Source organism: Thalassovita autumnalis (genome assembly GCF_001458255.1).
Classification (GTDB): Bacteria; Pseudomonadota; Alphaproteobacteria; order Rhodobacterales; family Rhodobacteraceae; genus Thalassobius; species Thalassobius autumnalis.
In genome coordinates, this window is the sequence record NZ_CYSB01000041.1 from 159,466 (window position 1) to 182,537 (window position 23,072).

28 protein-coding genes and 1 riboswitch are annotated in these 23,072 nt (G+C 59.7%); of the genes, 11 read left to right on the forward strand and 17 right to left on the reverse strand.

Features of this window, described 5'->3' with window-relative positions:
- Positions 1–144 precede the first annotated feature (144 nt).
- Positions 145–831: a response regulator transcription factor gene (locus TL5118_RS19270; protein ID WP_058243637.1), complete on the forward strand. Its 687-nt coding sequence runs from the start codon at positions 145–147 to the stop codon at positions 829–831.
- Between the two features lie 199 nt (positions 832–1,030).
- Here the strand turns inward: TL5118_RS19270 and TL5118_RS19275 are convergent, their stop codons facing one another.
- From TL5118_RS19275 to TL5118_RS19285, 3 genes are all read right to left on the reverse strand, one after another.
- Positions 1,031–1,732, reverse strand: a complete 702-nt coding sequence (locus TL5118_RS19275) for a sugar transferase (RefSeq protein ID WP_082626278.1) — start codon at positions 1,730–1,732, stop codon at positions 1,031–1,033.
- A gap of 113 nt (positions 1,733–1,845) precedes the next feature.
- The gene (locus TL5118_RS19280; protein ID WP_058243636.1) at positions 1,846–2,091 is read right to left on the reverse strand and encodes a hypothetical protein; all 246 of its coding nucleotides are present in this window, start codon (positions 2,089–2,091) and stop codon (positions 1,846–1,848) included.
- Positions 2,092–2,291: 200 nt separating this feature from the next.
- A complete protein-coding gene (locus tag TL5118_RS19285) occupies positions 2,292–3,398 on the reverse strand; it encodes a TauD/TfdA family dioxygenase (protein ID WP_058243645.1) in 1,107 nt (368 codons plus the stop codon).
- A gap of 300 nt (positions 3,399–3,698) precedes the next feature.
- Here TL5118_RS19285 and TL5118_RS19290 point away from each other — a divergent pair, with 300 nt between their 5' ends.
- The 4 genes from TL5118_RS19290 to TL5118_RS19305 all read left to right on the forward strand — a co-directional run bounded on the left by TL5118_RS19290 (position 3,699) and on the right by TL5118_RS19305 (position 6,362).
- Positions 3,699–4,487 carry an exodeoxyribonuclease III gene (locus tag TL5118_RS19290; RefSeq protein WP_058243635.1) on the forward strand — a complete coding sequence of 263 codons (789 nt, stop codon included), beginning with the start codon at positions 3,699–3,701 and terminating at the stop codon, positions 4,485–4,487.
- A gap of 93 nt (positions 4,488–4,580) precedes the next feature.
- Complete coding sequence (locus TL5118_RS19295; RefSeq protein ID WP_058243634.1) at positions 4,581–5,507, forward strand: thioredoxin family protein; 927 nt, start codon at positions 4,581–4,583, stop codon at positions 5,505–5,507.
- A 28-nt stretch (positions 5,508–5,535) separates the two neighbouring features.
- Entirely contained in the window at positions 5,536–6,183 is a 648-nt protein-coding gene (locus tag TL5118_RS19300) for an LON peptidase substrate-binding domain-containing protein (RefSeq protein WP_058243633.1), read from the forward strand.
- On the forward strand, positions 6,180–6,362 hold the full coding sequence (locus tag TL5118_RS19305) for a Trm112 family protein (protein ID WP_058243632.1): 183 nt from the start codon (positions 6,180–6,182) through the stop codon (positions 6,360–6,362). Before TL5118_RS19300 ends, TL5118_RS19305 begins: the two co-directional genes overlap by 4 nt.
- Positions 6,363–6,366: 4 nt before the next feature.
- Here TL5118_RS19305 and thiQ read toward each other — a convergent pair whose 3' ends face one another.
- The 3 genes from thiQ to thiB are packed head-to-tail and all read right to left on the reverse strand — an operon-like array spanning position 6,367 to position 9,573.
- On the reverse strand, positions 6,367–7,062 hold the full coding sequence (thiQ, locus tag TL5118_RS19310) for a thiamine ABC transporter ATP-binding protein (RefSeq protein WP_058243631.1): 696 nt from the start codon (positions 7,060–7,062) through the stop codon (positions 6,367–6,369).
- Positions 7,049–8,593 carry a thiamine/thiamine pyrophosphate ABC transporter permease ThiP gene (locus tag TL5118_RS19315; protein WP_058243630.1) on the reverse strand — a complete coding sequence of 515 codons (1,545 nt, stop codon included), beginning with the start codon at positions 8,591–8,593 and terminating at the stop codon, positions 7,049–7,051. The genes thiQ and TL5118_RS19315 overlap by 14 nt, the downstream gene beginning before the upstream one ends.
- Positions 8,590–9,573 carry a thiamine ABC transporter substrate binding subunit gene (gene thiB / locus TL5118_RS19320; RefSeq protein WP_058243629.1) on the reverse strand — a complete coding sequence of 328 codons (984 nt, stop codon included), beginning with the start codon at positions 9,571–9,573 and terminating at the stop codon, positions 8,590–8,592. The genes TL5118_RS19315 and thiB overlap by 4 nt, the downstream gene beginning before the upstream one ends.
- A gap of 47 nt (positions 9,574–9,620) precedes the next feature.
- Positions 9,621–9,723: riboswitch (TPP riboswitch) on the reverse strand.
- A gap of 196 nt (positions 9,724–9,919) precedes the next feature.
- On the opposite strand from thiB, the gene aroC reads away from it, so the two are divergent.
- From aroC to TL5118_RS19335, 3 genes are read left to right on the forward strand one after another with little or no spacing between them, the layout of a single operon-like run.
- Positions 9,920–11,026 carry a chorismate synthase gene (gene aroC, locus TL5118_RS19325; protein ID WP_058243628.1) on the forward strand — a complete coding sequence of 369 codons (1,107 nt, stop codon included), beginning with the start codon at positions 9,920–9,922 and terminating at the stop codon, positions 11,024–11,026.
- The gene (locus TL5118_RS19330) at positions 11,026–11,688 is read left to right on the forward strand and encodes an HD domain-containing protein (RefSeq protein ID WP_058243627.1); all 663 of its coding nucleotides are present in this window, start codon (positions 11,026–11,028) and stop codon (positions 11,686–11,688) included. The genes aroC and TL5118_RS19330 overlap by 1 nt, the downstream gene beginning before the upstream one ends.
- Before the next feature lies 1 nt (position 11,689).
- On the forward strand, positions 11,690–12,634 hold the full coding sequence (locus TL5118_RS19335) for an AEC family transporter (RefSeq protein WP_058243626.1): 945 nt from the start codon (positions 11,690–11,692) through the stop codon (positions 12,632–12,634).
- Positions 12,635–12,650: 16 nt separating this feature from the next.
- Here TL5118_RS19335 and TL5118_RS19340 read toward each other — a convergent pair whose 3' ends face one another.
- The 3 genes from TL5118_RS19340 to TL5118_RS19350 all read right to left on the reverse strand — a co-directional run bounded on the left by TL5118_RS19340 (position 12,651) and on the right by TL5118_RS19350 (position 14,731).
- Positions 12,651–13,058, reverse strand: a complete 408-nt coding sequence (locus tag TL5118_RS19340) for a thioredoxin family protein (RefSeq protein WP_058243625.1) — start codon at positions 13,056–13,058, stop codon at positions 12,651–12,653.
- Between the two features lie 14 nt (positions 13,059–13,072).
- Positions 13,073–13,786 carry a cytochrome c biogenesis CcdA family protein gene (locus tag TL5118_RS19345; protein ID WP_058243644.1) on the reverse strand — a complete coding sequence of 238 codons (714 nt, stop codon included), beginning with the start codon at positions 13,784–13,786 and terminating at the stop codon, positions 13,073–13,075.
- 75 nt (positions 13,787–13,861) lie between these two features.
- Positions 13,862–14,731: a DMT family transporter gene (locus TL5118_RS19350; protein ID WP_058243624.1), complete on the reverse strand. Its 870-nt coding sequence runs from the start codon at positions 14,729–14,731 to the stop codon at positions 13,862–13,864.
- Positions 14,732–14,822: 91 nt separating this feature from the next.
- On the opposite strand from TL5118_RS19350, the gene TL5118_RS19355 reads away from it, so the two are divergent.
- Positions 14,823–15,191, forward strand: a complete 369-nt coding sequence (locus TL5118_RS19355) for a VOC family protein (RefSeq protein ID WP_165590070.1) — start codon at positions 14,823–14,825, stop codon at positions 15,189–15,191.
- A gap of 78 nt (positions 15,192–15,269) precedes the next feature.
- Here the strand turns inward: TL5118_RS19355 and TL5118_RS19360 are convergent, their stop codons facing one another.
- Together TL5118_RS19360 and TL5118_RS19365 are read right to left on the reverse strand one after the other, a co-directional pair.
- The gene (locus TL5118_RS19360; protein WP_058243622.1) at positions 15,270–15,557 is read right to left on the reverse strand and encodes an HU family DNA-binding protein; all 288 of its coding nucleotides are present in this window, start codon (positions 15,555–15,557) and stop codon (positions 15,270–15,272) included.
- Positions 15,558–15,690: 133 nt separating this feature from the next.
- A complete protein-coding gene (locus tag TL5118_RS19365) occupies positions 15,691–17,175 on the reverse strand; it encodes an AMP nucleosidase (RefSeq protein WP_058243621.1) in 1,485 nt (494 codons plus the stop codon).
- Between the two features lie 244 nt (positions 17,176–17,419).
- Between TL5118_RS19365 and TL5118_RS19370 the strand changes: the two genes are divergently transcribed.
- The gene (locus TL5118_RS19370) at positions 17,420–17,848 is read left to right on the forward strand and encodes a DUF1810 domain-containing protein (RefSeq protein WP_058243620.1); all 429 of its coding nucleotides are present in this window, start codon (positions 17,420–17,422) and stop codon (positions 17,846–17,848) included.
- Between the two features lie 25 nt (positions 17,849–17,873).
- Entirely contained in the window at positions 17,874–18,731 is an 858-nt protein-coding gene (locus TL5118_RS19375) for an SDR family oxidoreductase (protein ID WP_058243619.1), read from the forward strand.
- Positions 18,732–18,780: 49 nt separating this feature from the next.
- Here the strand turns inward: TL5118_RS19375 and TL5118_RS19380 are convergent, their stop codons facing one another.
- The 6 genes from TL5118_RS19380 to TL5118_RS19405 all read right to left on the reverse strand — a co-directional run bounded on the left by TL5118_RS19380 (position 18,781) and on the right by TL5118_RS19405 (position 23,047).
- The gene (locus TL5118_RS19380) at positions 18,781–18,996 is read right to left on the reverse strand and encodes a hypothetical protein (RefSeq protein WP_058243618.1); all 216 of its coding nucleotides are present in this window, start codon (positions 18,994–18,996) and stop codon (positions 18,781–18,783) included.
- A gap of 183 nt (positions 18,997–19,179) precedes the next feature.
- A complete protein-coding gene (locus tag TL5118_RS19385; protein ID WP_058243617.1) occupies positions 19,180–19,398 on the reverse strand; it encodes a hypothetical protein in 219 nt (72 codons plus the stop codon).
- Between the two features lie 119 nt (positions 19,399–19,517).
- Positions 19,518–19,730, reverse strand: coding sequence for a hypothetical protein (locus TL5118_RS19390; protein ID WP_131727465.1), 213 nt, complete (start codon positions 19,728–19,730; stop codon positions 19,518–19,520).
- A gap of 254 nt (positions 19,731–19,984) precedes the next feature.
- A complete protein-coding gene (dxs, locus tag TL5118_RS19395) occupies positions 19,985–21,913 on the reverse strand; it encodes a 1-deoxy-D-xylulose-5-phosphate synthase (RefSeq protein WP_058243615.1) in 1,929 nt (642 codons plus the stop codon).
- A 21-nt stretch (positions 21,914–21,934) separates the two neighbouring features.
- On the reverse strand, positions 21,935–22,804 hold the full coding sequence (locus tag TL5118_RS19400) for a polyprenyl synthetase family protein (RefSeq protein ID WP_058243614.1): 870 nt from the start codon (positions 22,802–22,804) through the stop codon (positions 21,935–21,937).
- Positions 22,805–23,047 (reverse strand): exodeoxyribonuclease VII small subunit, encoded by a 243-nt coding sequence (locus TL5118_RS19405; protein ID WP_058243613.1) that lies wholly within the window; start codon positions 23,045–23,047, stop codon positions 22,805–22,807. It abuts the gene before it with no gap.
- Positions 23,048–23,072: the final 25 nt, after the last annotated feature.

Genomic DNA, 23,072 nt, shown 5'->3' on the forward strand with positions numbered 1-23,072 from the left:
ACTTGAGGGCTTCATGTAGCGCTTTTGGCAACAGATTGAAACATTTCGCCGGGCTGAAACACGACCGCGTGAGCCGATTGCAGCAAATCTTGTCGCACCGCTTTGGCGAGCGCATGTCTATGCCAAGCAAACGGAGGGCCACCCATGGCACAGCTGAAGAAAATCCTGCTTGTCGATGATGACGACGATCTGCGCGAAGCACTGAGCGAACAGCTGGTGATGACCGAGGACTTCGACGTCTTTGAAGGCGGCAATGGCGCTGAGGCCATGGTGAAGGTCAAAGAGGGTCTTTACGATCTGATCATCCTGGATGTGGGCCTGCCGGACACCGATGGGCGCGAGCTGTGCAAGCTGATGCGAAAACAGGGTGTCAAAAGCCCGATCCTAATGTTGACGGGTCATGATTCTGACGCTGATACCATCCTGGGCCTGGATGCAGGTGCCAATGATTACGTCACCAAACCCTTCCGTTTCCCGGTGCTTCTGGCCCGGATTCGCGCCCAGTTGCGCCAGCATGAGCAAAGCGAAGATGCGGTGTTCCAGTTGGGGCCGTATTCCTTCCGCCCGTCGATGAAACTCCTTGTGACAGAGGACGATCGCAAGATCCGCCTGACCGAGAAAGAGACCAACATCCTGAAGTTCCTCTACCGCTCCTCCGAGGGTGTGGTGCCGCGGGATGTGCTGCTGCATGAGGTCTGGGGCTACAACGCGGGTGTCACAACCCATACTTTAGAGACTCACATCTATCGTTTGCGTCAAAAAATCGAACCTGACCCTACGAATGCGCGTCTTCTCATCACCGAATCCGGCGGCTATAAATTAGTTGCCTAAAGACTATTCGGCGTTATCTGAATACCAAATATCAATGGCAACTTCCTCCCTCCCCCGCCATTGATTGGGTTGCCGTCGCACAACCGGCTAATGTTGTGCACCTCCCTGTTGGACTGACCCGGGCTTTGCCCGGGTACTTTTTTGGCACAACAAAAAATGACAGTTTCACTACGAGTGATCGGGCTTTTGTCGCGTCACTTCATTGCCCCGATGCTTTGGCAACAACCGGCAGGGTCGCCCCGATCAAGCGCAGGTCGGAGCTGAGGCTCATCTCATCAAGATAGCTGCTGTCAAACCCGGCGCGATCGGCAAAGCCGCAGGCATTTCGGTCAGAGACTTGCCATGGCCCGGTCAGACCCGGGCGCAGGCTGTAATAGGCCTGCCCGGTATAAAGCGATTGTTGTTCGGGCAACATCGGACGCGGGCCCACAAGGCTCATCTCACCTTTCAGCACATTCCACAGCTGGGGCAACTCATCCAGCGATGTACGGCGCAGTACGGCACCGACTCGTGTAATCCGGGGGTCCTGTTTCAGTTTCTGGTAATGATGCCACTCCGCTGCGGCGTCCGGGTATTTCACCAGATGGGCCCGCAGCATCGCCTCGGCCTCAGGCACCATACTGCGAAACTTCCACATGCGGAACAGCCGACCATGCCGACCGACACGCCACTGGCGAAAGATTGGGGATGATCCATCCAGTGAGACCAGAACAGCGATGACAATCGCAGCCGCCAGAACCGCCGGGGCAGCCAGCAGCACCAATGTGATATCCATCAAGCGCTTGCCATAGTGGGTGTAGAATCCACCGGCCAAAGCGGCGCGGCGCAATTCATTACCAGCTAAAAACCGTTGGTTCGACGGCACCTCAGCCTGTTCATTTTTGAGATCAACAAAGGACATCTATCCCCCCTCTCCACACACAAGGGCTCAGGCCCGCAAAAGCGGTTACCGCGCCTGAGCGCTTGGCGGTGATTCATTCAAGTGCGTGCTGGCGTGTTGGCCGCTTGCGGAAGCTATGTGCCCTTTTTCACCAGATCCCGGCGCGGCACGGGCCGTGTTGGTTCGTCAGTGAAAAACCCGGCGTATTGGCCCAGCGCCATGACAGCGACCACCAAGGGCCAGACCAGGCAGAGGCAATAGCCGATCAGCGTAAACACAGGCGTGATCTGGCCGCGGCGGCGCTGTTCGCGGTAGGTCATGCAAAGTGCAAACACCGTCGCCACCACATACATCACTATGACAAAATCCATGACGTCCATTGGCGCCCCCGAAGACAGAATGAGTTTCATAAAAACTTGGACAACTTCGAGATAAATTTTGGCAAAGCTTCCTTAACGCGCTGTTAACGGGCCGATTAACCCTTCCTTAGGAAAGGTTACCGAAGGGCTTCAAATTGAAAAGGGGCAGCCCGCTAGGAACCGCCCCTCTCTCTTAAGATCAAAGATCTCGGTCGCCAGCTCTAACGCGCCAGAACGCGCAGGCGGCTTTCGAACTCACCCCGATCCACATAGCATCCGCGCAAGTGGCGATAGCCGGTGTTGGGATCAAACGCCTCGCGCCCATGCAGGACACGGCGGTTGTCAAAGATCACCATTTCGCCAGCCTTCAGCTTGAAGGTCACCAGATAGGCCGGATCGCGGCTCATCTGCATGAAGGTGCGATAAGCGCGATAATATTGCGGCATCAGATCAGGATCGATGTCGAGGATGCTGGCAATATGCGCGTTGAAACAGATCTCTTTCAGCGCGCCATCTTCATCCAGCGTAATCACCTTCTTGCGTGACCGGATGTCATATTCACCATCGTGGAACCGGAACGGCACCGAAATGGTCGACAACAGCTCAAAGGCTTCCGGGTCCTGCGTGCGCAGATCCTCAGCGACAGCAAAACCATCGCTGAACAGCGATCCACCGCCCGTCGCCTCATTGGCCAGACAATGCAGGAACTGGAATCCGGGCGGCAGTTCCTGATTGGTCAGGTCGGTGTGCAGCGGCAGGGCAATCGGGGTGTAGGCCAGATTGTTGGGGTTCGGTTTTGACTTCACCTCAAAGGTGACGCCAAAGTTGGTTTCGCGCAGAAACCCGATGCGTTTGGCCACATCAATTCCGGCCTCACGATCATCGGGCAGACCATCGATCACTGACAGGCCACTGCGCTGCGTGGCCATCAGCCAATCGCGCAACGCCGCATCTGAGGCCAACACATCCGCAGCATGCAGGCGTGGCACCGCATCGGCCACCATATCCGCGCGCCACGTGGTGACGCCGGTTTTTGCAGGATCCGCAAGACGATGCCCGGGGCGGTGGGCCGCCAGCCAGTCAAGGCTATAGCGGGTAGCGGTTTCATCTTCCCAGGTCAGGGACAGATCGGTGTCCTCGATCAAGGCTTCGGTCACCCGAATATCCAACGGGATCGCTGTCAGATCAGCGACACGTTCCTTGGTGTCGGGGTGAAATCCTGCGGGATCATTATCGCGCAGCCACAGGAAGGGGTAGGTGCCCGTTGCACCATCGGAAAAGGTCAGCTGCACCACGGCCTTATCGGCGCAAAGCGTTGCGTGCGTCATGGGGTTCTCCATGAAAGAAAGGTTTGATTTTAAGGGGGAATTCCTATTCAGGCGGCACGCACCGCAGGCGGTGGCCACCAGTCATGAACCTTTTTGTAGGGGTGCCCCGATTGGCGCCCAACCACAACTGGCATCTGACTTCCTTTCATGGTCTTGTCGGAAAACGGTGATCGCAATCGCCGGTGTTTGGCAAGAAAAAACTGCATCTGTGAGGCAAGAATTGATTGCTGGGCCAGAGGGGGTGTTCACGCCCTGTTCTCCGTGCTACCCCTATCGCAACCCCAGTATCGGAGCAGCCTCATGTCCTTCACCCTTGCCACCTGGAACATCAACTCGGTCCGCCTGCGTGAACCGATTGTCCGCAAGCTGATGGCAGAAGAAAGCCCCGATGTACTGTGCCTGCAGGAGTGCAAGAGCCCGGTTGAGAAGATCCCGATGGAGGCCTTCAAGGAGCTGGGTTACCACCACATGGTGGCGCGTGGCCAGAAGGGCTACAACGGTGTGGCGATCCTGTCGAAACTGCCGATTGAGGAGGCCGGCAGCGAAGATTTCGCCAGCCTCGGCCATGCCCGTCACATCGCGGGGCGGCTGGAAAACGGGGTGACGATCCACAATTTCTACGTCCCTGCGGGCGGTGACAAACCGGATCGTGAGATCAACGAGAAGTTTGGCCAGAAACTCGACTACCTGACCGAAATGCGCGACTGGTTTGCCAAGAACGCACCGGAAAAATCCATTCTGGTCGGCGATCTGAACATTGCCCCGCGCGAAGATGACGTTTGGGATCACAAAAAATTGCTGAAAATCGTCAGCCACACACCGATTGAGGTCGATCACCTGCATGAGGTGATGGAGGCCGGTAAATGGGTTGATGTGACCCGTCAGGACATTCCCGAAGGGCTGCTCTACAGCTGGTGGTCCTACCGCGCCCGCGACTGGGACGCCGCCGACAAGGGCCGCCGTCTGGATCACGTCTGGGCCACGCCCGACATTTCAAACGCCGGTCACGGCAGCCGCGTGTTGCGCGACGCCCGCGGCTGGGAAAAACCGTCAGACCACGCGCCGGTCTTTGCGACGTTTGACCTCTGAGGTCAGCAAACCCGTCTAAGACGCATTTGCCCCTTTGAATTCGACGCATTGCCCCTCATATAAGGGGCAAACGAATTTAGCCGGGATAGCACCATGCTGGAACTTGGACAAAACGCGGCCCCTGCGGCTGATCTGATCAAAGACGTCACCGAAGCCAACTTCATGGCAGATGTTGTCGATGCCTCCAATGAGGTGCCGGTGATTGTGGATTTCTGGGCGCCCTGGTGTGGCCCCTGCAAGACGCTGGGCCCGATGCTGGAAGAGGCCGTGACCAAGGCCAATGGCGCGGTCAAGATGGCCAAGATCGACGTAGATCAGAACCAGCAGCTGGCCGCGGCTTTGGCCCAGCAGGGTCTGCCGTTGCAATCGATCCCAACCGTTGTCGCTTTTGTCAAAGGTCGCCCGGTGGACATGTTCCAGGGGGCGGTGCCCGCCTCGGAGCTGGATGCTTTTGTGAAAAAAGTGATCGAGGCCGGCGGCGGCGATGCCAGCGGTGGTCTGGACGGTGCGCTGGAAGCGGCCGAAGAGATGCTGAACGACGGTGCCGTGGAAGATGCCGCGCAGATCTACGCCGCCGTGATCGAAGAAGATTCCAACAATGCCATTGCTTATGGCGGCCTGGCACGGTGCCAGATCGCTGTTGGTGAGTTGGATCAGGCCGAGGCCGTGTTGAACGGCGTTCCTGCAGAAATCTCCTCGGAGGCGCCGATTGAAGCTGCTTTTGCTCAGCTGGAACTGGCCCGTCAGGCCGCCAACTCGGGCCCGCTGGATGAGTTGAAAGCCGCACTGGCCGCGGATGAGAACAACCATCAAGCCCGCTTTGATCTGGCAGGCGCGTTGCATGCCGCAGGTCAGGTCGAAGAGGCGGTGAATGAGTTGCTGGAACTGTTCAAACGGGACCGCGAATGGAATGACGGCGCGGCCAAGCAGCAGCTGTTCACCATCTTTGATGCGCTGCCCGGAAATGACCCGGTGGTTCTGAATGGCCGACGCAAACTCAGCTCATTGATATTTGCCTGAGCCACGGCGCGGCCTATCTTACTCAGCCATGACACCCAAGGTCGCACTTCCAGACACGATCCCCGTGTTCCCGCTCCCCGGGGCGCTTCTGCTGCCCCGGGCGCGCCTGCCGCTCCATATCTTTGAGCCGCGCTATCTTGCCATGCTTGAGGATTGCCTGAAAACGCCGTCCAGACTGATCGGTATGGTGCAACCCTGCGCCCGGCCGGGCAGCAAGGATGACGGTAAGCTGCACAAGATCGGCTGCGCGGGGCGTGTCACCCAATTCTCGGAAACCGAGGATGGGCGCTACATGATCACCCTGACCGGCATTTCCCGGTTCCGCGTGCGCGGGGAGATGACCACCTTCAGCCCCTATCGCCGCTGCGAAGTGCGCTGGGACGGGTTCGAAGCGGATCGCGGCCCCGAAGAACATGACCCTTTGTTCAACCGCAAATCCTTCCTTGGCCTGCTGGAGCGGTATTTCACCCTCAAGGGGCTGGACACCGATTGGGAAAGTCTGGGCGATACCGACGATGAGTTGATGATCAACTCACTGGCGATGATTTTGGACTTCGCACCAGAGGATAAACAGGCCCTGTTGGAGGCGCCCAGCCTCTCAACCCGGCGGGAAACCCTTGTCACCCTGATCGAATTTGCGCTACGCGGGGGGAAAGATGAGGAAATCCTGCAATGAGCGACACCCACAGCTTTGACCGCCGCATGCTAGAAGCGCTGATCTGCCCCGTCACCCATGGGCGGCTGGACTATGACGCCGAGGCACAGGAGTTGATTTCCAAACCGGCCAATCTGGCCTTCCCGATCCGCAATGGCATCCCGATCATGCTGGTCGACGAAGCCCGCAAACTGGACTGAGGCGTCAGCCCCCCAGATAATCGCGCAAGGCCTGTGGTGGATTGGCAAACAGCTGATCCGTCGCAATCGGCGCGGTGACGGTGCCCCCGGCCACCACCGAAACATGGCTGGCAATGGCTTTGGCATCTTCGGGCTGATGGCTGACCATGATCAGCGTCCCGCCGGTTTCCTGCACCACCTGATCCACCAGTTGCAGCATCTCAACCTTCAGCGCCGGCCCCAGCGCAGCAAAGGGCTCGTCCAACAAAATCAGCGGCCGTTTCTGAACCAGCACCCGCGCCAATGCCGCACGGCTCTGCTGCCCGCCGGACAGGGTGCCGGGCTTGCGCCCCTCCATGCCTGAAAGCCCCACATGGTGCAGCGCCTCGCGCACCTGACGCTGTTCATCCTCGGACAGTTTCAGATCAGGGCGCAGCCCCAGCCCGACGTTCTGCGCGATGGTGAGATGCGGGAAGTGATTGTTGTCCTGAAACAGGATCGACACTGGTCGTTGCCCCGGCGGCAGATCCGTCAGATCCGCATCCTGCCACAACACCCGCCCCTGATCCGGCGCGGAAAACCCGGCAATGAGGTTCAGTAGGGTCGATTTCCCCGCCCCTGAGGGGCCGATCAGCGCCAGTTTGCTGCCGGTCGCCACCGACAGATCCGCGCTGAGGGCAAAGCCCCCTTGGGTCAGGGTCAGATGCTCAAGCCTCAACATGGCCACGGCCTCCTCGGTCAAAAATCCAAAACAGCGCGAGGCTGGAAAACAGCAACAGCAACCCGGCCCCTGCCGCAGCCTCCATCCGGTAGGCGCTCATCAAGCGGAACATCTGCAGGGGCAAGGTCGCGCGGTTGGGATCTGCAAACAGGGCGATCACCCCCAGATCCCCCATCGACAGGGCCGCCGTCAGCCCGGCCGCAAACCCCAAGGGGCGCCGCGCCCGGGGCAGCAACAGATACCGCAACCGCGCCCAGCCGCGCAGATCCAACGTATCGGCCAGGCGGCCAAAATCCGCCTCACTCTGCCGCAGCGCGGGCACCAGAACCCGCAGGGCAAACGGCAGCGCCATCAAGGCATTGACCAATGTGGTGACCGCAAAGGCCAGATCGATCGGGTTGGCAAAGGGGTGGGTCATCAAGAACAGCCCCGTACCCAGCACAAGGGGAGAACTGACGATGCCCAACAGGCCGACAGCCTCCAACCGGGGATGACGGACTGCGCCCAGCGCAATCGGCACGGCCAGGGCCAGACACAGTGCGGTTGAGCTCAGCGCCACGATGGTTGAGATCCGCAAAGCCGCCCAGACCTGCGGTGGTAATTGCGCTAGCCCCAGCAGCCCATCCCAGACCAACATCGCGATGGGCAGGATCAGAAACGCAGTTGCCAGAAACAGAGCACAGGCATCCAAAGCCCGCGCCACAGCGGTGCTGGCATCCCAGCGCTGCACCACGCGGTCCAGCCCCCCGCCCAGCGCCTGACCGGCGTCATGACGCAGGGCGACAAGCGCAACGATGCCCACCAGCAGAGTCTGCACCATCGCCAACATAGCAGCGCGGGCCAGATCGAAATCAAAGCGGAAGGCCTGATAGATCGCCAACTCAATTGTGGTCGCCTTGGGGCCACCACCCAGAACCAAGACCACCGCAAAGCTGCTGAGACACAGCGCAAAGATCACCAGCCAGGCACCGGGCAGGGCCCGGATCAGCATCGGCGCTTCCAGCACGCGAAAGCTCTGCCAGCCGCGCAGGTTCAGCGACGCCGCCAGCCGAAACCGTTCTGCCGGGATATCCTGCCAGGCCTGCAACAGGATGCGCGTGGCCAGGGGCAGATTGAAAAACACATGGGCCAGCACCACACCGTGCAGCCCGTAGATCTGCACAGGTGGCAGGCCAAAGAGGGCCAGCAGATCCGATAGGATGCCCGAACGCCCAAAAACCGCCAGCAACCCCATGACGGCGACAATCACCGGCAAGATAAACGGCGCGCCCAACAGGGTGATCAAGATCGCTCGACCGCGAAACCGCCGCCGCGCCAGGGCCCGGGACACCGGGATCGCCAACAGCACCGATAGGCTGGCAGACAGGAACGATTGCAGTAAGGAAAACCGAAGCGCCGCCTGATCGGCGGCGCTGAAGGAGAGGTCAGAAAATCCAGCCTCTCCGGCGCGGAGAAACACCGCGATGAGTGGCCCGATCAGGCTCAGCAGGACGAGCCCTGCCGCCAAGAAACCGGGCCAGCTGCGGATCATTTGCTCAGCGCGCCCAGCCACTCGGCCAACGCCGCATCACGCACGGGCTGGGCCTCGGCAGATGGCAGAATCAGAGACTTTTCCGGCTGAATCAGCGTCTCAAACCCCTCAGGCAGGCCAGCGGCAGGCACAACAGCCGGGTACATCCAGTTGGTGGTCGGAATGATCGACTGGAATGCGTCCGAAACCATGAAGGACAGGAACTGATCGGCCAGTTCAGGCTGATCGGACCCGGCGATTTTACCCGCCACTTCGATCTGCATGTAGTGACCTTCGCTGAAGGTAGCTGCAGTTTTGCTGTCATCCTCTTCGGCGATCAGGTGATAGGCTGGCGAGGTGGTGTAGGACAGCACCATGTCGGCCTCCCCTTCCAGGAACAGGCCATAGGCCTCGGACCAGCCTTTGGTCACGGTGACGATATTGTCCGCCAGACCAGCCCAGATCGCCGGGGCCTCATCCCCATAGGCGGTCTTCACCCACATCAGGAGGCCCAGACCGGGGGTCGAGGAACGGGGATCCTGAATGACGATTTTCAGGTCACTGTCAGCCAACGCTTTGAAGTCCGCAGGACCGTCCAGATCGGCGTTCTGAACAAAGGCAAAATAGCCCCAGTCATAAGGAACAAAGGTGCTGTCTGCCCAGTCGATCGGCAGGTCATACTCGGCCTCAACCGAATGTTCAGCAAAGAGACCAGTGTCCAGCGCGGCGGCGGTCAGGTTGGTGTCGAGACCCAGCACAACATCCGCCTCAGTGCGGGCGCCTTCCAGCTTCAGGCGGCCCAGCAGGGCGGCGCCGTCACCGGCACCAACCAGCTGCAGATCGCAGCCGCAGGTTTCCTCAAAAGCCTTTTCAACGGCAGGGCCCGGGCCCCAGTCGGACACAAAGCTGTCATAGGTATAAACAGTCAGCACGGGCGTGTCGGCCACAGCGACGGTGGCGGTGGTGGCAAGCAGTCCCGTGGCAAGGGTAAGATACTTCATCTGTATCACTCCATTCTTGGCAGGGCGGAGTGTGGGGACGTCTCGAATCTGAGATGCCGGGCCTTCCCTCCGCCGGTGTTAACCGGATCAGGTTCTACGGGTTCGCATGATGCATCTCAGCCTGTGGTTCAGGCACCCCGAGGTGGGGCAGAACCTAGTGCGGCGCGCCGGTGATGACAACGCCTGAATGCGCCTGTGCGCTTTGGCTGCGCGATAGGACCGCTGGCAGCCCCCGAAGGTGGTGATTTATGTCTCAGCATGGCGCTCTGGCCTCACTTTCTTGCCTTCTCCCTTCCCCCTTATGTGCAATCCCGCTAAAGGGGTTGAAAACAAAGAGGGCGCCCACATGAGCATGAATTCTTTCGGTCATCTTTTCCGTGTCACCACCTGGGGCGAAAGCCACGGGCCGGCCCTGGGCGCCACCGTGGACGGCTGCCCGCCTGAGGTGCCCGTTACGCCCGAAATGCTGCAGGTGTGGCTGGACAAACGCCGCCCCGGTCAGAACAAAAACACCACCCAACGGAACGAACCCGACGCGGTGAAAATCCTATCTGGCGTGTTTGAAGGCAAAACCACCGGCACGCCGATCCAGCTGATGATCGAAAACACCGATCAGCGCTCAAAGGACTATGGCGACATCGCCCAGACCTTCCGCCCCGGTCATGCCGACATCACCTATCACCAGAAATACGGCAACCGCGATTACCGCGGAGGCGGCCGCTCTTCGGCCCGCGAAACCGCGGCCCGTGTCGCGGCCGGTGGCGTTGCGCGCGAGGCAATCAAGGCGCTGGTGCCGGGGCTGGAGATCAAGGGCTACATGACCCAGATGGGGGAGATGGAGATCGACCGCGACGCCTTTGACTGGGACGCGATTGAGCAGAACGATTTCTGGATCCCGCAAGGCCCAGAACAAGCGCAGAAGTGGGAAGATTACCTGCAGAAGCTGCGCAAGGATCATGACAGCGTTGGCGCAGTGATCGAGGTGGTTGCGCGTGGCGTTCCCGCCGGGATTGGCGCACCGATCTATAACAAGCTGGACACCGATCTGGCGGCCGCGATGATGTCAATCAACGCCGTAAAAGGTGTTGAGATCGGCGAAGGCATGGCCGCAGCGCGCCTGAAAGGCACCGAAAACGCCGATGAGATCTACATGGGCAATGATGGCCTGCCGCATTATTCCTCGAACCACGCGGGTGGCATTCTGGGGGGTATTTCCACCGGGCAGGATGTCGTTGTGCGTTTCGCGGTGAAGCCCACTTCATCGATCCTGACCCCGCGCCAGTCGATCCGCAAAGATGGCTCACCGATTGAGGTGATCACCAAAGGGCGCCATGACCCCTGCGTCGGCATCCGTGCCGTGCCTGTCGCCGAGGCGATGATGGCCTGTGTGATCCTGGACCACCTGCTGCTGCATCGTGGCCAGATCGGCGAAAACCGCGGTCAGATCGGCTGATGGACGCGCTGCGCGAGGCCTTGCGGGCTATTGCCGCGCGGGAGATGGCGCAGGACAGCGCCCATGATCTGGCGCATCTGGACCGGGTCTGGGCCACCTGCCAGCGCATCGCCGCTGCTGAGGGTGGCGATCTGCGGATCCTGCTGGCCGGGGCCTATCTGCATGATCTGGTCAACCTACCCAAGGACGCCCCAAACCGGGCCGAGGCCTCAACCCTGGCCGCTGCCGCCGCAGCGCCACATTTGCAGGCTCTGGGCTATAGCGCTGCGGAGGTTTCCGCAGCCCGCCATGTGATCGAAGCACACAGCTTTTCGGCTGGAATAGAGCCTAAATCGCTTGAGGCACAGATCCTCAGGGATGCCGATCGGCTGGACGCGATTGGGGCGATTGGGCTGGCCCGCTGTTTCGCTGTTTCAGGCGCGCTGGGGCGGCCGCTTTACGATCCAGCGGACCCGTTTGCGCGACAGCGTGACCTGGATGACAAGGAGCAGGCGCTGGATCACTTCCCGCTGAAACTGCTGCGTTTGGGTCAGGGTATGCTGACCCGCACCGGGCAACAGATCGCATCGGAACGCACGGCGCTGATGCAGGCATTTCTAAACGATCTGGCGGCGGAAATCGGGGCGGATGCGCCTGCCCATTGGGCCCCTGAAGAAAGCTGACATGTTCGACATCCTTGGCATCACCTTCCCGATCTTCGCCACCATTGCGCTGGGATACAGCGCGGTGCGCTTTGGCGTCTTTGCCCAGAGCGATATGAAGATCCTTGGCAAATACGTGTTGAACATCGCGCTGCCGGCGCTGCTGTGTGGTGCGGTGGCGAAACGCGATCTGGCTGATGTGCTGCAACTGGACTACGCGCTGGTCTTTGCCCTCGGGGGCTTGGCCACCTTTGGTCTGGTCTATCTGGTGCTGTGGCTGCAGGGCACCGGCCCTGCACGGCGCGCAATTGGCGCGATGGGCAGCTGCTGCCCCAACTCGGCCTATGTGGGCTATCCTGTGATGTTGCTGATCCTGCCGGACCATGCCGGCATCGTCCTGGCGCTGAACTTTATCGTGGAAAATTTTCTGCTGATCCCTCTGGGCCTGATGTTCCTGGAGGGCGCGCGTGACCGGGATGATCGCACCAAGCTGCAGATGCTGAGCGGGCTGTTTCTATCCATCCTGAAACGGCCGATGTTCATCGGGTTGCTGACTGGGCTGTTGCTGCTTCTGTTGGATATTGATCTGCCGGATGCGGGCTATCGCCTGCTGGATATGCTGGCCGCATCAGCATCGGCCCTGGCGCTGGTGATGATCGGCGGTTCGCTGGTCGGGCTGCCGCTGCGGGGGGAAATGTCACTGGCGGTGCAGATCCTGATCGGCAAGCTGATTGTGAACCCGGCGATGGTGATCCTTGCCGCTGCTCTCTTGCCGCTCATCGGCATGCCGGCGCTCAGCCCAGATATGTGGACCGCGGTGGTGATCTCCGCCGCGATGCCAATGCTGGTGCTCTATGTTGTCTTTGCGCAGGAATACGGCCATGAAGGCGTGGCCTCCATAGCCCTGCTCACCGCAACGGTGGGGGCGTTTTTCACGCTCTCCACCCTGTTGTTTGTGCTGACCTGACGCGCAGCGCTTTGCCTTAGGAGTAAGCCGCCAGCGCCTGATCCATCAGCGCCTTGATGGTGCTTTTCTTGGTATCTGCCACGATACGGCCAATCTCCGCATCACCCTGCAGCGCCACCAGGGTGGAGCGGCGGGGGATCCGCAGCTCTTTCACCAGATCGGACCGGCCAAACTGGTCCCAGTCAACGTTGATGAAGGTTATCTTCTCAGCATATTCGGGGTTTTCCGCCATCAGCGCCGTGATCGCACGTTCCTGCGCCGCACAGGTCGAACACCAATCCGCCTTGAAGTCGAGGAAGACCACCTCACCCTTGGCCAGATGCGCCTTGGCCAGACCTTCGGTGTAGTCCAGCGGTTCTGCCCATGCCGCGCCGGCGGTCAGCAGTGTTGCGGCGCCAAGGGCCATAAAATCGCGACGTTTCATAATCTTATCCTTCTTCAGAAGCGAACAGAGAGATCCTGCAACCAATAAGGCAAGGCGTTCACCGCCCAGGCCTCAGCATAGTGTTGCAGACGGAATAACAAGGCCAAACCAACCGCCAGGAACACGATACCCATCACCGGTCGCGCCTTTTCGGCGATCAGGCGCATGGCGCCTTTGTGGCGGATCAACAGCCCGCGTGCGCCATAGCCCAGCGCCAGAATGATCGTGCCTACGCCAGCGGCGAAGCTGACCATGATCGCCCCTGCCCAAAGCAGGCTACCCCCTTGTGAGGCCAGCGAGATAGCGCCGCCCAATGTGGGGCCGATACAGGGGCTCCAAACCGCGCCCAGCAGCAGGCCACCTAGAAACTGGCCGCGCAGGCTGGTATGATCAACGCTGTTCATCTGACCATCAGCAGAAGCTGCGATGCCCGCGGTTGCGGTGCTGAATGCGCTGGAAAACCGGGGCACCAGCAGGATCAGACCAAAGCCGATCATCAAAACCGCACCCGCGTCGGAAATCATCTGCGCATCAATGCCGAGGGCAAAGCCAAAGCCGCTGACCAACAGGCCGAAGCTGACAAAGCTGACCCCCATACCCAATGCCAGCGCGACGGGCCCCAGCCGATGCGCCTGCAAGGCACCCGCCAGAACAATCGGCAGCACTGGCAGCACGCAGGGGTTAATCAGGGTCAACAGACCGGCAAGATATCCAAACACCAATTCCATGCTGCCAAAATGCTTGGACCGGCGCGCAAAGTCATCCGACAATACCCTGACGCGGGATCACGTCCTCGTGGGGGATTATGTCGCTTTCTGTTTGGAGAGCTGTACCGCCAGAATGCCCGCTGCAATCACCGCCACACCGATCACATCCAGCACGCCCAGGCTTTCGCCCAACAGGGCGGCGGCAATCGCCACGCCGAAAAACGGGTTGAGGAAGTGGAAGGTTGCCGCCTTCACCGCGCCGATGCGATTGACCAAGGTAAACCAGACCCAGGTTGCCGCCAGTCCCGGCACAAATGTGGTGTAGAGGAACGCCACGATAAGTTGCCAGCTGAAGGTCACCTCGATCGTTTCCAGCATCGCTGCGGGCACGGCCAGCACGGCGGAGCCGATCAGCATTTGCAGGCCAACGATGACCATCACATTGCCACCGGAGGACGCACCGCGCACCGCCAGCGTGGCAATGGTCAGCGCCACGGCGGCGATGAAACACAGGGCAACCCCCAGCATATCGACACCCGCCCCCATCCGCGCGCCCATGATCAGGACCACACCGATGATGCCCAGGATCAGGCCAGCCATGGCAAGTTTCGGCAGTTTTTCACGGAACACCACCCAACCGGCAACCGCCACCATCAGCGGCATGGTTGAGGCGATGATCGACGCGAGCGAGGCCTCAACCCACTGCATCGCAACAAAATTAAGGCCAAGGTACAGCGCATTCTGACAGACCCCGAACAGGATCGTGGCGCGCCATTGTGCAGGGGGCAGGCGGAAACTCTGCCCTAGCGCGCGGGCGATGGCGATACCGATCAGCCCCGACACCAGAAAGCGCAGAGACAGCGATGCCATCGGCGGTGCATATTCCACAATCACCCGCGCAGAGGTGAACGCCGAAGACCACATGAAGGCAAAGGCCAGCCCCAGACCAATCGCACCTGCGTTCATTCCTTGCCCTGCCTTCTGCCTGATGATTTCCTGCGCGTCAGCTAACACGCGCAAATCAGCAATCACAAGCCGCAGAACTACGGAGTGGACGATGCAGCAAACAGGAACAGATGCGGGAATGATCACCTGGGTCTATTGCAAAGATCTGGAGGAAGCCGCCCGGTTCTACGGCGACGTGCTGGAGCTGCCGCTGTGGCGCGATGCAGGCGCGGCGCGGATTTATCAGGCGGGCGATCAGGCGCTGATCGGCGTGTGCCGGGAATTTGAAAACCGCCGCGCCAACCCGGAGGGCAGCATGATCACCCTGCTGCGCGAGGATGTGGATGGCTGGCATTCCCGGCTGCAGGCCAAGGGCGCCACATTGCATGGCGCCCCTGAAAAGATCGAACAGTTCGGCATCTACAGTTTCTTCTGCGAAGATCCGAACGGCTATGTGATTGAGGTGCAGAAGTTCCTGTGAAGGCGGCAGCGGCACATCCCAAAAACCAAAAAGGGCCGCCCTGAGGCGACCCTTTCCGTAATTCTGACAGATGCAGACTTAGGCGTTTACGCTGTCTTTCAGCGCTTTCGCGATGGTCATTTTCACAACCTTGTCCGCTTCTTTTTTGATCTGCTCACCGGTGGCAGGGTTGCGCACCATGCGCTCAGGGCGCTCACGGCAGTAGATTTTGCCGATGCCGGGCAGGGTTACGGCACCGCCGCCCGATACTTCTTTGGTGATGATCGACACAACAGCGTCCAGTGCAGCGCTTGCGGTTTTCTTTTCCGCGCCCATTTCCTCGGCCAGCGCAGCTACCAGCTGAGTCTTGGTCATCGGTTTTGCCATTTTTTAGGTCTCCTTAATTCGCCCGATCACTTGGGCCTCTTCGCGCATAGTTAACGTTATATAGCGTATAAACACAACGAATTGTGTTCTGCAACCACGCCAAAACTAGCAAAAAACACTGGTTTACCCTCAGTCAAAGGAACGCTGTTTCATCGAAACTGCGCAGTTTCCGACTATGGATGCGTTCCAACGGCATATTTCTTAGCCTTTCCATGGCCCGAATGCCAATAAGCAAATGCCTCGAAACCTGTGTTTTATAGAAGTCTGAGGCCATTCCCGGCAGTTTCAGCTCACCATGCAGCGGTTTGTCGCTCACACAGAGCAAAGTTCCGTAAGGCACCCGAAACCGGAAGCCATTAGCGGCGATTGTGGCGCTTTCCATATCAAGGGCGATGGCACGTGACTGGCTGAGACGCTGAACCGGTCCGGTTTGATCGCGCAGTTCCCAGTTTCGGTTGTCAAGACTGGCCACAGTCCCGGTGCGCATGACCCGTTTCAGGTCATAACCATCCAGCTGCGTTTCCTCAGCCACGGCCTGTTCCATCGCCACCTGAATTTCCGCCAAAGCCGGCACCGGCACCCAGACCGGCAGGTCGTCATCCAGCACCTTATCTTCGCGCAGATAGGCGTGGGCGAGGACAAAATCACCAAGGCTCTGGCTGGAGCGCAGACCGGCACAATGGCCGACCATAATCCAGGCGTGCGGCCGCAGCACCGCGATATGATCAGTGGCGGTTTTGGCGTTTGACGGCCCCACCCCGATATTGACCAGCGTGATGCCCGACCCGTCCGCCCGTTTCAGGTGGTAGGTTGGCATCTGCGGCATCTTCTCAGACTTGGCCAAGGGCTGATCAGCCGCCGTGATCTCAGCGTTGCCAGTGGCAACAAAGGCGGTATAGCCGCTGTCAGGATCCGCCAGCATTTTGCGGGCGTAGGCTTCGAACTCGGACACGTAGAACTGGTAGTTGGTGAACAGCACGTGGTTCTGGAAATGCTCAGGATCTGTCGCAGTATAGTGGCTGAGACGGGCCAGTGAGTAATCCACCCGCTGCGCCGTAAACGGGCCCAGCGGCATCGTGCCATCGGCGGGCACCTCATAGGTGCCGTTCACGATGTCATCATTGGTGGTGTTGAGATCCGGCACATCAAAGACATCACGCAGAATAAACTGCGCCGCGCCTTCCTGCGGCACGGTGATGTCGCCCTGTCCCGCCACTGCAAAATGCACCGGAATCGGCGTGGTCGACAGGCCCACCTCTACCGCAACGCCGTGGTTGTGGATCAACAGGCCAATCTGTTGCTGCAGGTAATTGCGGAACAGATCCGGGCGGGTGATTGTGGCGGCAAAGGTGCCGGGCTGTGACACGTGGCCAAAGCTCAAGCGGCTGTCGACCTTGGCATGGGTGACCGTGGTGATCCGCACCTCGGGATAAAATGCCCGATACCGGCGATCTGCCTGGCCCGAGGCCAATGTAGCGCGAAAGTGCTGGGACAAAAATTCAGTCGCCCCGCGATAAAGCAACTCCAGCCGATCAACGGCTTCGGCTGCGTCTGAAAACTGTTCTGCGGCCGGCAGCACCGGCGTTTCAATCAAAACATCCTGTGAAGTATTGGGCATTGCGCGTTCCCTTTTTCGCCTGACGTTGACATGGGTAGATCGCAGGTTCAACCATTCCCCGTGACAAAGCGGCCGATGAGGCAACAAAAGAAGGGTGCACGGGGTGCTTGATGCTTTGTGGCAGGGGGACCCAACGCTCTCTTTGGTATGGAGGTCTTTCGCCTCAGCGCGGATTTCGCCATTCTGACCGTGACACCGCTAGATGCGCCTGGGTGCCACCCCACCCGCTGACGTTTGAGGACCGATGAACTACGATCTATCCCGCTTTGTGCAGGCGCAATCCCGCAACTATGACGATGCCGCGCGTGAGATTTCACAGGGCCGCAAGATGTCTCATTGGATGTGGTACATCTACCCGCAACTGGTTGGTCTGGGGCGGTCGGACTATGCAATTTACTATGGGATCGAAAACCTGGCCGAAGCAGAGGCTTACCTGCACCATGATGTGCTGGGGCCACGTCTGGTGCACATGATGGATCTGCTGTTGCAGCATCTGGATCAGCCCGCCGAAATGATCATGGGCAAGGTCGACGCCCGAAAGCTGCGCAGCTCAGCCACGCTCTTTGCCACAGTCAAAGAAGCCCCACCGGTCTTTGCCCAAGTGCTGGATATGTTTTATGACGGGCAGCGCTGCGAGGTGACCGATGCCCTGTTGGGGCCGGACCCAGCCTAAAGGACACATAGAAAATAGGGACGACATGACCAAGACACTGCTTTCTTTCGGCCATGGATTTTCCGCTGTGGCGCTGGCGGCACGGCTGGTGCCGCAGGGCTGGCGTATCATCGGCACCACCCGCAAGGCTGAAAAATGTGATGCGCTGCGCGCCGCCGGTGTTGAACCGGTGCTCTGGGACGAGGATCTGAGCAATCACATCGCGAGTGCCAGTCACCTGCTGATCTCAGCCGGTCCTGGGCCAGACGGCGATCCCGTTTTGAACCGCTACCGTGATCAGATCACCACCCCTGCGGCGGCATTTGACTGGGTGGGTTACCTCTCGACAACAGGTGTTTATGGCGACCATCAGGGCGGCTGGGTGGATGAGGCCACGCCGCTGACCCCTTCGACCAAACGTGGCCAACTGCGGGTCGAGGCCGAAGCCGCCTGGCAGAAAATCCCAAACCTGCCGCTGCATATTTTCCGTCTGGCTGGGATCTACGGGCCCGGCCGTGGGCCCTTTGCCAAAGTGCGCAACGGAACCGCGCGGCGGATCATCAAAGAGGGCCAGGTTTTCAGCCGCATCCATGTCGATGACATCGCGCAAGTGCTGGAGGCCTCCATCAACCGGCCCAATCCCGGCGCTGCCTATAACCTCTGTGACAATGACCCTGCCCCGCCCGAAGATGTCATCGCCTATGCCGCAGAGCTGTTGCAGATGCCGGTGCCCGAAGCCGTTGATTTCGAAACCGCCGAAATGACGCCGATGGCGCGCAGTTTCTACGCCGAGTCCAAGCGGGTGCGGAACGATCGTATCAAGGATGAATTGGGGGTCGTGCTGCAATACCCCGATTATCGCAGCGGTTTGTCTGCATTGCTGAAAGCGGAGCAGCAGACATAAAAATGGCCCCAGCGGGGCCATTTCTCAAACTTCAGCGCTAAGGATGCCCTTACGGCAACAGAGTGGGCGCTGGTGTGTTCGAGCTGAGTGCAGCCAACAGAAGCGCGGCAACCATGATGCCCATTACAGCAAGGCCACCGTCCGAAGAGGAGGCAGCGGCGGCTTCAATCACTTCCGGATCCATGACAGCTGGGTCCATGTTGCCGGCGAAGGCAGGAACAGTCATTGCAGCAATGGCAAGAGTGGCGGTGGCGAGACGTTTCATCGGGGGCTCCCTAAAATACGATTCTATTTTCCGGCCACAGTGGTGCCTGTTTCACCCGCCACTCTCAAGCAATGGGGCACCTCCCTCGATTATGAATCGGAAGCTGTTGATTTTGCGCCTCAGTATCGTTTTACGTGCGCGGCGCGATGCCCCACACGCAATATGAGCTGGAACTGATTGATCTCAGCCGTCGAGGGCGTACATCGAAGGCGAACTGCTGTTCAAAGCTGCCAGAAGCAGGATGGCCACCATGATGCCCATCACAACAAACCCCTCATCCGATGAGGATGCCGCCGCAGCCTCGATCACTTGAGGATCCATCGCAGCTGCTTCAACGCTACCTGCAGCAGCCGGTGATGCCAGCAGGACCATCAGCGCAGGGACGACAAAAAATTTCTTCATTTCAATTCCTCCAGTTGGATTGGGTGGATTTGAGACGCCGAAGATGGGCGGAAGCCGCCCACCATAAACCAGGGAACCCTGGAAACGGGTACGGGTCAAACTTGCAGATAAACTGATGCTTAGGTGGGCACAGGCGGCGTGCTCGTGCTGCTGAGTGCTGTCAGCAACAGTACAGCAACCATAATCCCCAGAACAACCATTCCCCCATCGGATGAGGCGGCAGCGGCCTCGATCACTTCGGGATCCATCGCAGCCGCTTCAACGTTCCCGGCAAACGCGGGAGCACAAAATGCAGAAAGGCTGGCAACAGAGGCGAGCAGTGTCTTCATCATCAAATCTCCAAAACAGGCTTCGGCCGGTCACGGCCGGCGTTTCAGGTTGGCTTTGAATAAACGTGGAGCAGCCCCACAAAGCCGATAAAAAATTTGAACTGGTATCTTACCAAACTGCCCCAAAATTCGGAAAAAAATCAATGTTTTTCCGGTTTTGGGCTGATTTGACGTCAATTTCGTCCGTGTTGGCCCCTAATAACGCAAAACGCTACCCCTAGAGGTAGCGCTCTATAAGCCTTGGGTTGTGCTGCGAGTCAGGCGCGCTTTTCACCGATCGAGGCGATGTTCAGCGTTTTGAGCACCTTCGCTTCAATATCCGACGCATTCAGACCCGCCACATCATACATCGCTTTCGGGCTGGCCTGATCGATGAAGATGTCCGGCAGCACCATCGAGCGGTACTTCAGACCGTGATCAAAAACGCCCTCTTCGGCCAGGAACTGCGCCACGTGGCTGCCGAAACCGCCAATAGCGCCTTCCTCAATCGTCAGCAGAACCTCATGGTTCGCAGCTAAATCGCGGATCAGATCCTCATCCAGCGGTTTGGCGAAACGGGCATCAGCCACGGTTGGGGTGATCCCCTTGGCCGCCAGCCGGTCACAGGCCTGCATGACCTCCTGCAGGCGGGTGCCGAAGGACAGGATCGCAACACGGCTGCCGTCCTGAATGATGCGGCCCTTGCCAATTTTCAGCGGGGTGCCACGTTCGGGCAGGTCGATGCCGACGCCTTCACCACGCGGGTAACGGAAGGCAATCGGCCCCTCATCATGCGCAGCGGCGGTCGCCACCATATGCATCAACTCAGCCTCATCCGCCGCAGCCATGACCACCATCCCCGGCAGGTTTGCCAGATAGGCCACATCAAAGCTGCCCGCATGGGTGGCCCCATCGGCGCCAACCAAACCGGCGCGGTCGATGGCGAAACGGACGGGCAGCCGCTGAATGGCAACATCATGCACCACCTGATCATAGCCGCGCTGCAGGAAGGTCGAATACATCGCGCAGAACGGCTTCATCCCCCCGGCCGCCAGACCGGCGGCAAAGGTCACGCCGTGCTGTTCAGCAATGCCCACGTCAAAACAGCGGCTGGGATAACGTTCCGCGAACAGACCCAGACCGGTCCCGTCCGGCATCGCAGCTGTCACTGCGGTGATCTTGTCATCCACCGCGGCCTCCACCAGCAGGGCCTTGGAAAACACGCTGGTATAGCTGGGCGCGTTGGACGCGGCTTTGTGCTGCTTGCCGGTCAGCACATCAAACTTGGCCGTGGCGTGCCCCTTGTCCGATGCGGCTTCGGCCGGGGCATAGCCTTTGCCCTTTTTGGTTTGCACGTGGATCAGCACCGGGCCGGTCGCGCGCGCCTTCAAGGTGCGCATGACCTGCAACAATTGCGGCATGTCGTGGCCATCAACTGGCCCCACATAGGTGAAGCCCAGCTCTTCAAACAACGTGCCGCCAATGGTCATGCCTTTCAGCATTTCCTTGGCGCGTTTGGCGCCCTCGCGGAAAGGTTCCGGCAACAGGCTAACCGCCCCTTTGGCGGCCTGCTTGATATCCTGCAGCGGCTCAACGGTATAAAGACGGTTCAGATAGTTCGACAGCGCGCCCACCGGCGGGGCGATCGACATGTCATTGTCGTTCAGCACCACAAACAGACGTTTGCCCAAATGGCCCGCGTTGTTCATCGCCTCAAAGGCCATACCAGCCGACATGGAGCCATCGCCGATCACCGCAATGGCATCGCCAAGACCGGCCTCAGGGCTGCCCCCCAGATCCCGCGCCACCGCAAAGCCAAGACCTGCCGAGATTGAGGTGGAGCTATGCGCCGCGCCAAACGGGTCATAGGGCGATTCAGAGCGTTTGGTGAAACCAGACAGCCCGTCCTGCTGACGCAGGGTGCGGATCCGATCGCGACGACCGGTGATGATCTTATGCGGGTAGCTCTGGTGACTGACATCCCAGATCAGCTTGTCCCGCGGGGTATCAAAGACCGAATGGATCGCCACGGTCAGCTCAACCACCCCAAGGCCTGCGCCCAGATGGCCGCCGGTTTCCGACACGGCGGAAATGGTTTCCTGCCGCAACTCATCCGCTATCTGGCGCAGCTGAGCGTCGTTGAAACGCTTCAGATCGGCAGGCACATTCACCTGGTCCAAAAGCGGTGTATTGGGTCTATCTGACATGGCCCCCTCCGGGGTGGGATTCTAGCTGTGTCGCGAGATAACGAAACGCGCTGCTTGCCGCAAGGTTTCGCCCTCATCTCCGTAAGAACCTAGCGCAACACAGGCCTCTTGCACGAGGGTTTGCGCGCGGGATTTTGCCGCATCCAACCCCAGCAGCGAAACGAAGGTCGCTTTGCCGGCATCGGCGTCTTTGCCCACCGCCTTGCCAACGGTTTCCACATCCCCTTCGACGTCCAGCACATCGTCCCAGATCTGAAAGGCCAACCCCAGTTTCTGGGCATAGATGCTCAGCGCTTCGGTGTCCGCCCCCGCCAGCACCGCACCGGCACAGGCCGACCATTCAATCAGCGCCCCGGTTTTCCCGGCCTGCAGTTCGGTGATCTGTTCCAGCGTCAGCGGTGTTGTCGCTGTTTCAGCTGCAATATCCAAGGCCTGGCCTTTGACCATGCCCTCAGCACCCACCGCACGGGCCATCCGCAGCACCAGTTCCGCCCGCACCAGCGGATCGGCTGAGGCTTCTGGCCGCGCCAGCAATTCAAACGCCAGCGTCTGCAACGCATCACCCGCCAGAACCGCGGTGGCCTCATCCCATTTCACATGGACGGTCGGCAAACCGCGCCGCAGGTCATCATCATCCATCGCCGGCAGATCATCATGCACCAGCGAGTAGGCATGCAGCGCCTCAACCGAGGCCGCAGCCCAAATCGCCTGTTCCGGCGCAATTCCATGCAACCGGGCGCTTTCCAACACCAGAAAGGCCCGCAGCCGTTTACCGCCCGCACTGGCATAGGACATCGCCTGCACCACCGGCAGATCACCCATGGCGCCAATCACATCATCCAGATGCGCCTGCACCTGCGATGCGGCGTCTTTCAAACGGGTTTCAAACACTTAAAGACCTTCGACCGCATTCAGGCCGTTGGGCTGGCCCTCACCATCCAAAGTGATCGCAGCCACTTTTTCCTCGGCCTCTTTCAGCTTAGCCTCGCAGCGCTTTTTCAACTTTGCGCCACGCTCATAGAGCTTGATGGAATCCTCAAGCGCAACATCGCCACGCTCCAGCTGGCCAACAACGGTTTCCAGCTCTCGCATCGCATCTTCAAAGCTCATCTCACTGACGGGTTTCTCGCTCATGCGGCCTCTCCATCCAAACCTGATC

Bases quoted from the DNA above. Each gene is read 5' to 3' on its own strand.
- TL5118_RS19270 (WP_058243637.1), top strand. From the start codon at position 145: ATGGCACAGCTGAAGAAAATCCTGCTTGTCGATGATGACGACGATCTG.
- TL5118_RS19275 (WP_082626278.1), bottom strand. From the start codon at position 1,732: ATGTCCTTTGTTGATCTCAAAAATGAACAGGCTGAGGTGCCGTCGAAC.
- TL5118_RS19280 (WP_058243636.1), bottom strand. From the start codon at position 2,091: ATGGACGTCATGGATTTTGTCATAGTGATGTATGTGGTGGCGACGGTG.
- TL5118_RS19285 (WP_058243645.1), bottom strand. From the start codon at position 3,398: ATGACGCACGCAACGCTTTGCGCCGATAAGGCCGTGGTGCAGCTGACC.
- TL5118_RS19290 (WP_058243635.1), top strand. From the start codon at position 3,699: ATGTCCTTCACCCTTGCCACCTGGAACATCAACTCGGTCCGCCTGCGT.
- TL5118_RS19295 (WP_058243634.1), top strand. From the start codon at position 4,581: ATGCTGGAACTTGGACAAAACGCGGCCCCTGCGGCTGATCTGATCAAA.
- TL5118_RS19300 (WP_058243633.1), top strand. From the start codon at position 5,536: ATGACACCCAAGGTCGCACTTCCAGACACGATCCCCGTGTTCCCGCTC.
- TL5118_RS19305 (WP_058243632.1), top strand. From the start codon at position 6,180: ATGAGCGACACCCACAGCTTTGACCGCCGCATGCTAGAAGCGCTGATC.
- thiQ (WP_058243631.1), bottom strand. From the start codon at position 7,062: ATGTTGAGGCTTGAGCATCTGACCCTGACCCAAGGGGGCTTTGCCCTC.
- TL5118_RS19315 (WP_058243630.1), bottom strand. From the start codon at position 8,593: ATGATCCGCAGCTGGCCCGGTTTCTTGGCGGCAGGGCTCGTCCTGCTG.
- thiB (WP_058243629.1), bottom strand. From the start codon at position 9,573: ATGAAGTATCTTACCCTTGCCACGGGACTGCTTGCCACCACCGCCACC.
- aroC (WP_058243628.1), top strand. From the start codon at position 9,920: ATGAGCATGAATTCTTTCGGTCATCTTTTCCGTGTCACCACCTGGGGC.
- TL5118_RS19330 (WP_058243627.1), top strand. From the start codon at position 11,026: ATGGACGCGCTGCGCGAGGCCTTGCGGGCTATTGCCGCGCGGGAGATG.
- TL5118_RS19335 (WP_058243626.1), top strand. From the start codon at position 11,690: ATGTTCGACATCCTTGGCATCACCTTCCCGATCTTCGCCACCATTGCG.
- TL5118_RS19340 (WP_058243625.1), bottom strand. From the start codon at position 13,058: ATGAAACGTCGCGATTTTATGGCCCTTGGCGCCGCAACACTGCTGACC.
- TL5118_RS19345 (WP_058243644.1), bottom strand. From the start codon at position 13,786: ATGGAATTGGTGTTTGGATATCTTGCCGGTCTGTTGACCCTGATTAAC.
- TL5118_RS19350 (WP_058243624.1), bottom strand. From the start codon at position 14,731: ATGAACGCAGGTGCGATTGGTCTGGGGCTGGCCTTTGCCTTCATGTGG.
- TL5118_RS19355 (WP_165590070.1), top strand. From the start codon at position 14,823: ATGCAGCAAACAGGAACAGATGCGGGAATGATCACCTGGGTCTATTGC.
- TL5118_RS19360 (WP_058243622.1), bottom strand. From the start codon at position 15,557: ATGGCAAAACCGATGACCAAGACTCAGCTGGTAGCTGCGCTGGCCGAG.
- TL5118_RS19365 (WP_058243621.1), bottom strand. From the start codon at position 17,175: ATGCCCAATACTTCACAGGATGTTTTGATTGAAACGCCGGTGCTGCCG.
- TL5118_RS19370 (WP_058243620.1), top strand. From the start codon at position 17,420: ATGAACTACGATCTATCCCGCTTTGTGCAGGCGCAATCCCGCAACTAT.
- TL5118_RS19375 (WP_058243619.1), top strand. From the start codon at position 17,874: ATGACCAAGACACTGCTTTCTTTCGGCCATGGATTTTCCGCTGTGGCG.
- TL5118_RS19380 (WP_058243618.1), bottom strand. From the start codon at position 18,996: ATGAAACGTCTCGCCACCGCCACTCTTGCCATTGCTGCAATGACTGTT.
- TL5118_RS19385 (WP_058243617.1), bottom strand. From the start codon at position 19,398: ATGAAGAAATTTTTTGTCGTCCCTGCGCTGATGGTCCTGCTGGCATCA.
- TL5118_RS19390 (WP_131727465.1), bottom strand. From the start codon at position 19,730: ATGATGAAGACACTGCTCGCCTCTGTTGCCAGCCTTTCTGCATTTTGT.
- dxs (WP_058243615.1), bottom strand. From the start codon at position 21,913: ATGTCAGATAGACCCAATACACCGCTTTTGGACCAGGTGAATGTGCCT.
- TL5118_RS19405 (WP_058243613.1), bottom strand. From the start codon at position 23,047: ATGAGCGAGAAACCCGTCAGTGAGATGAGCTTTGAAGATGCGATGCGA.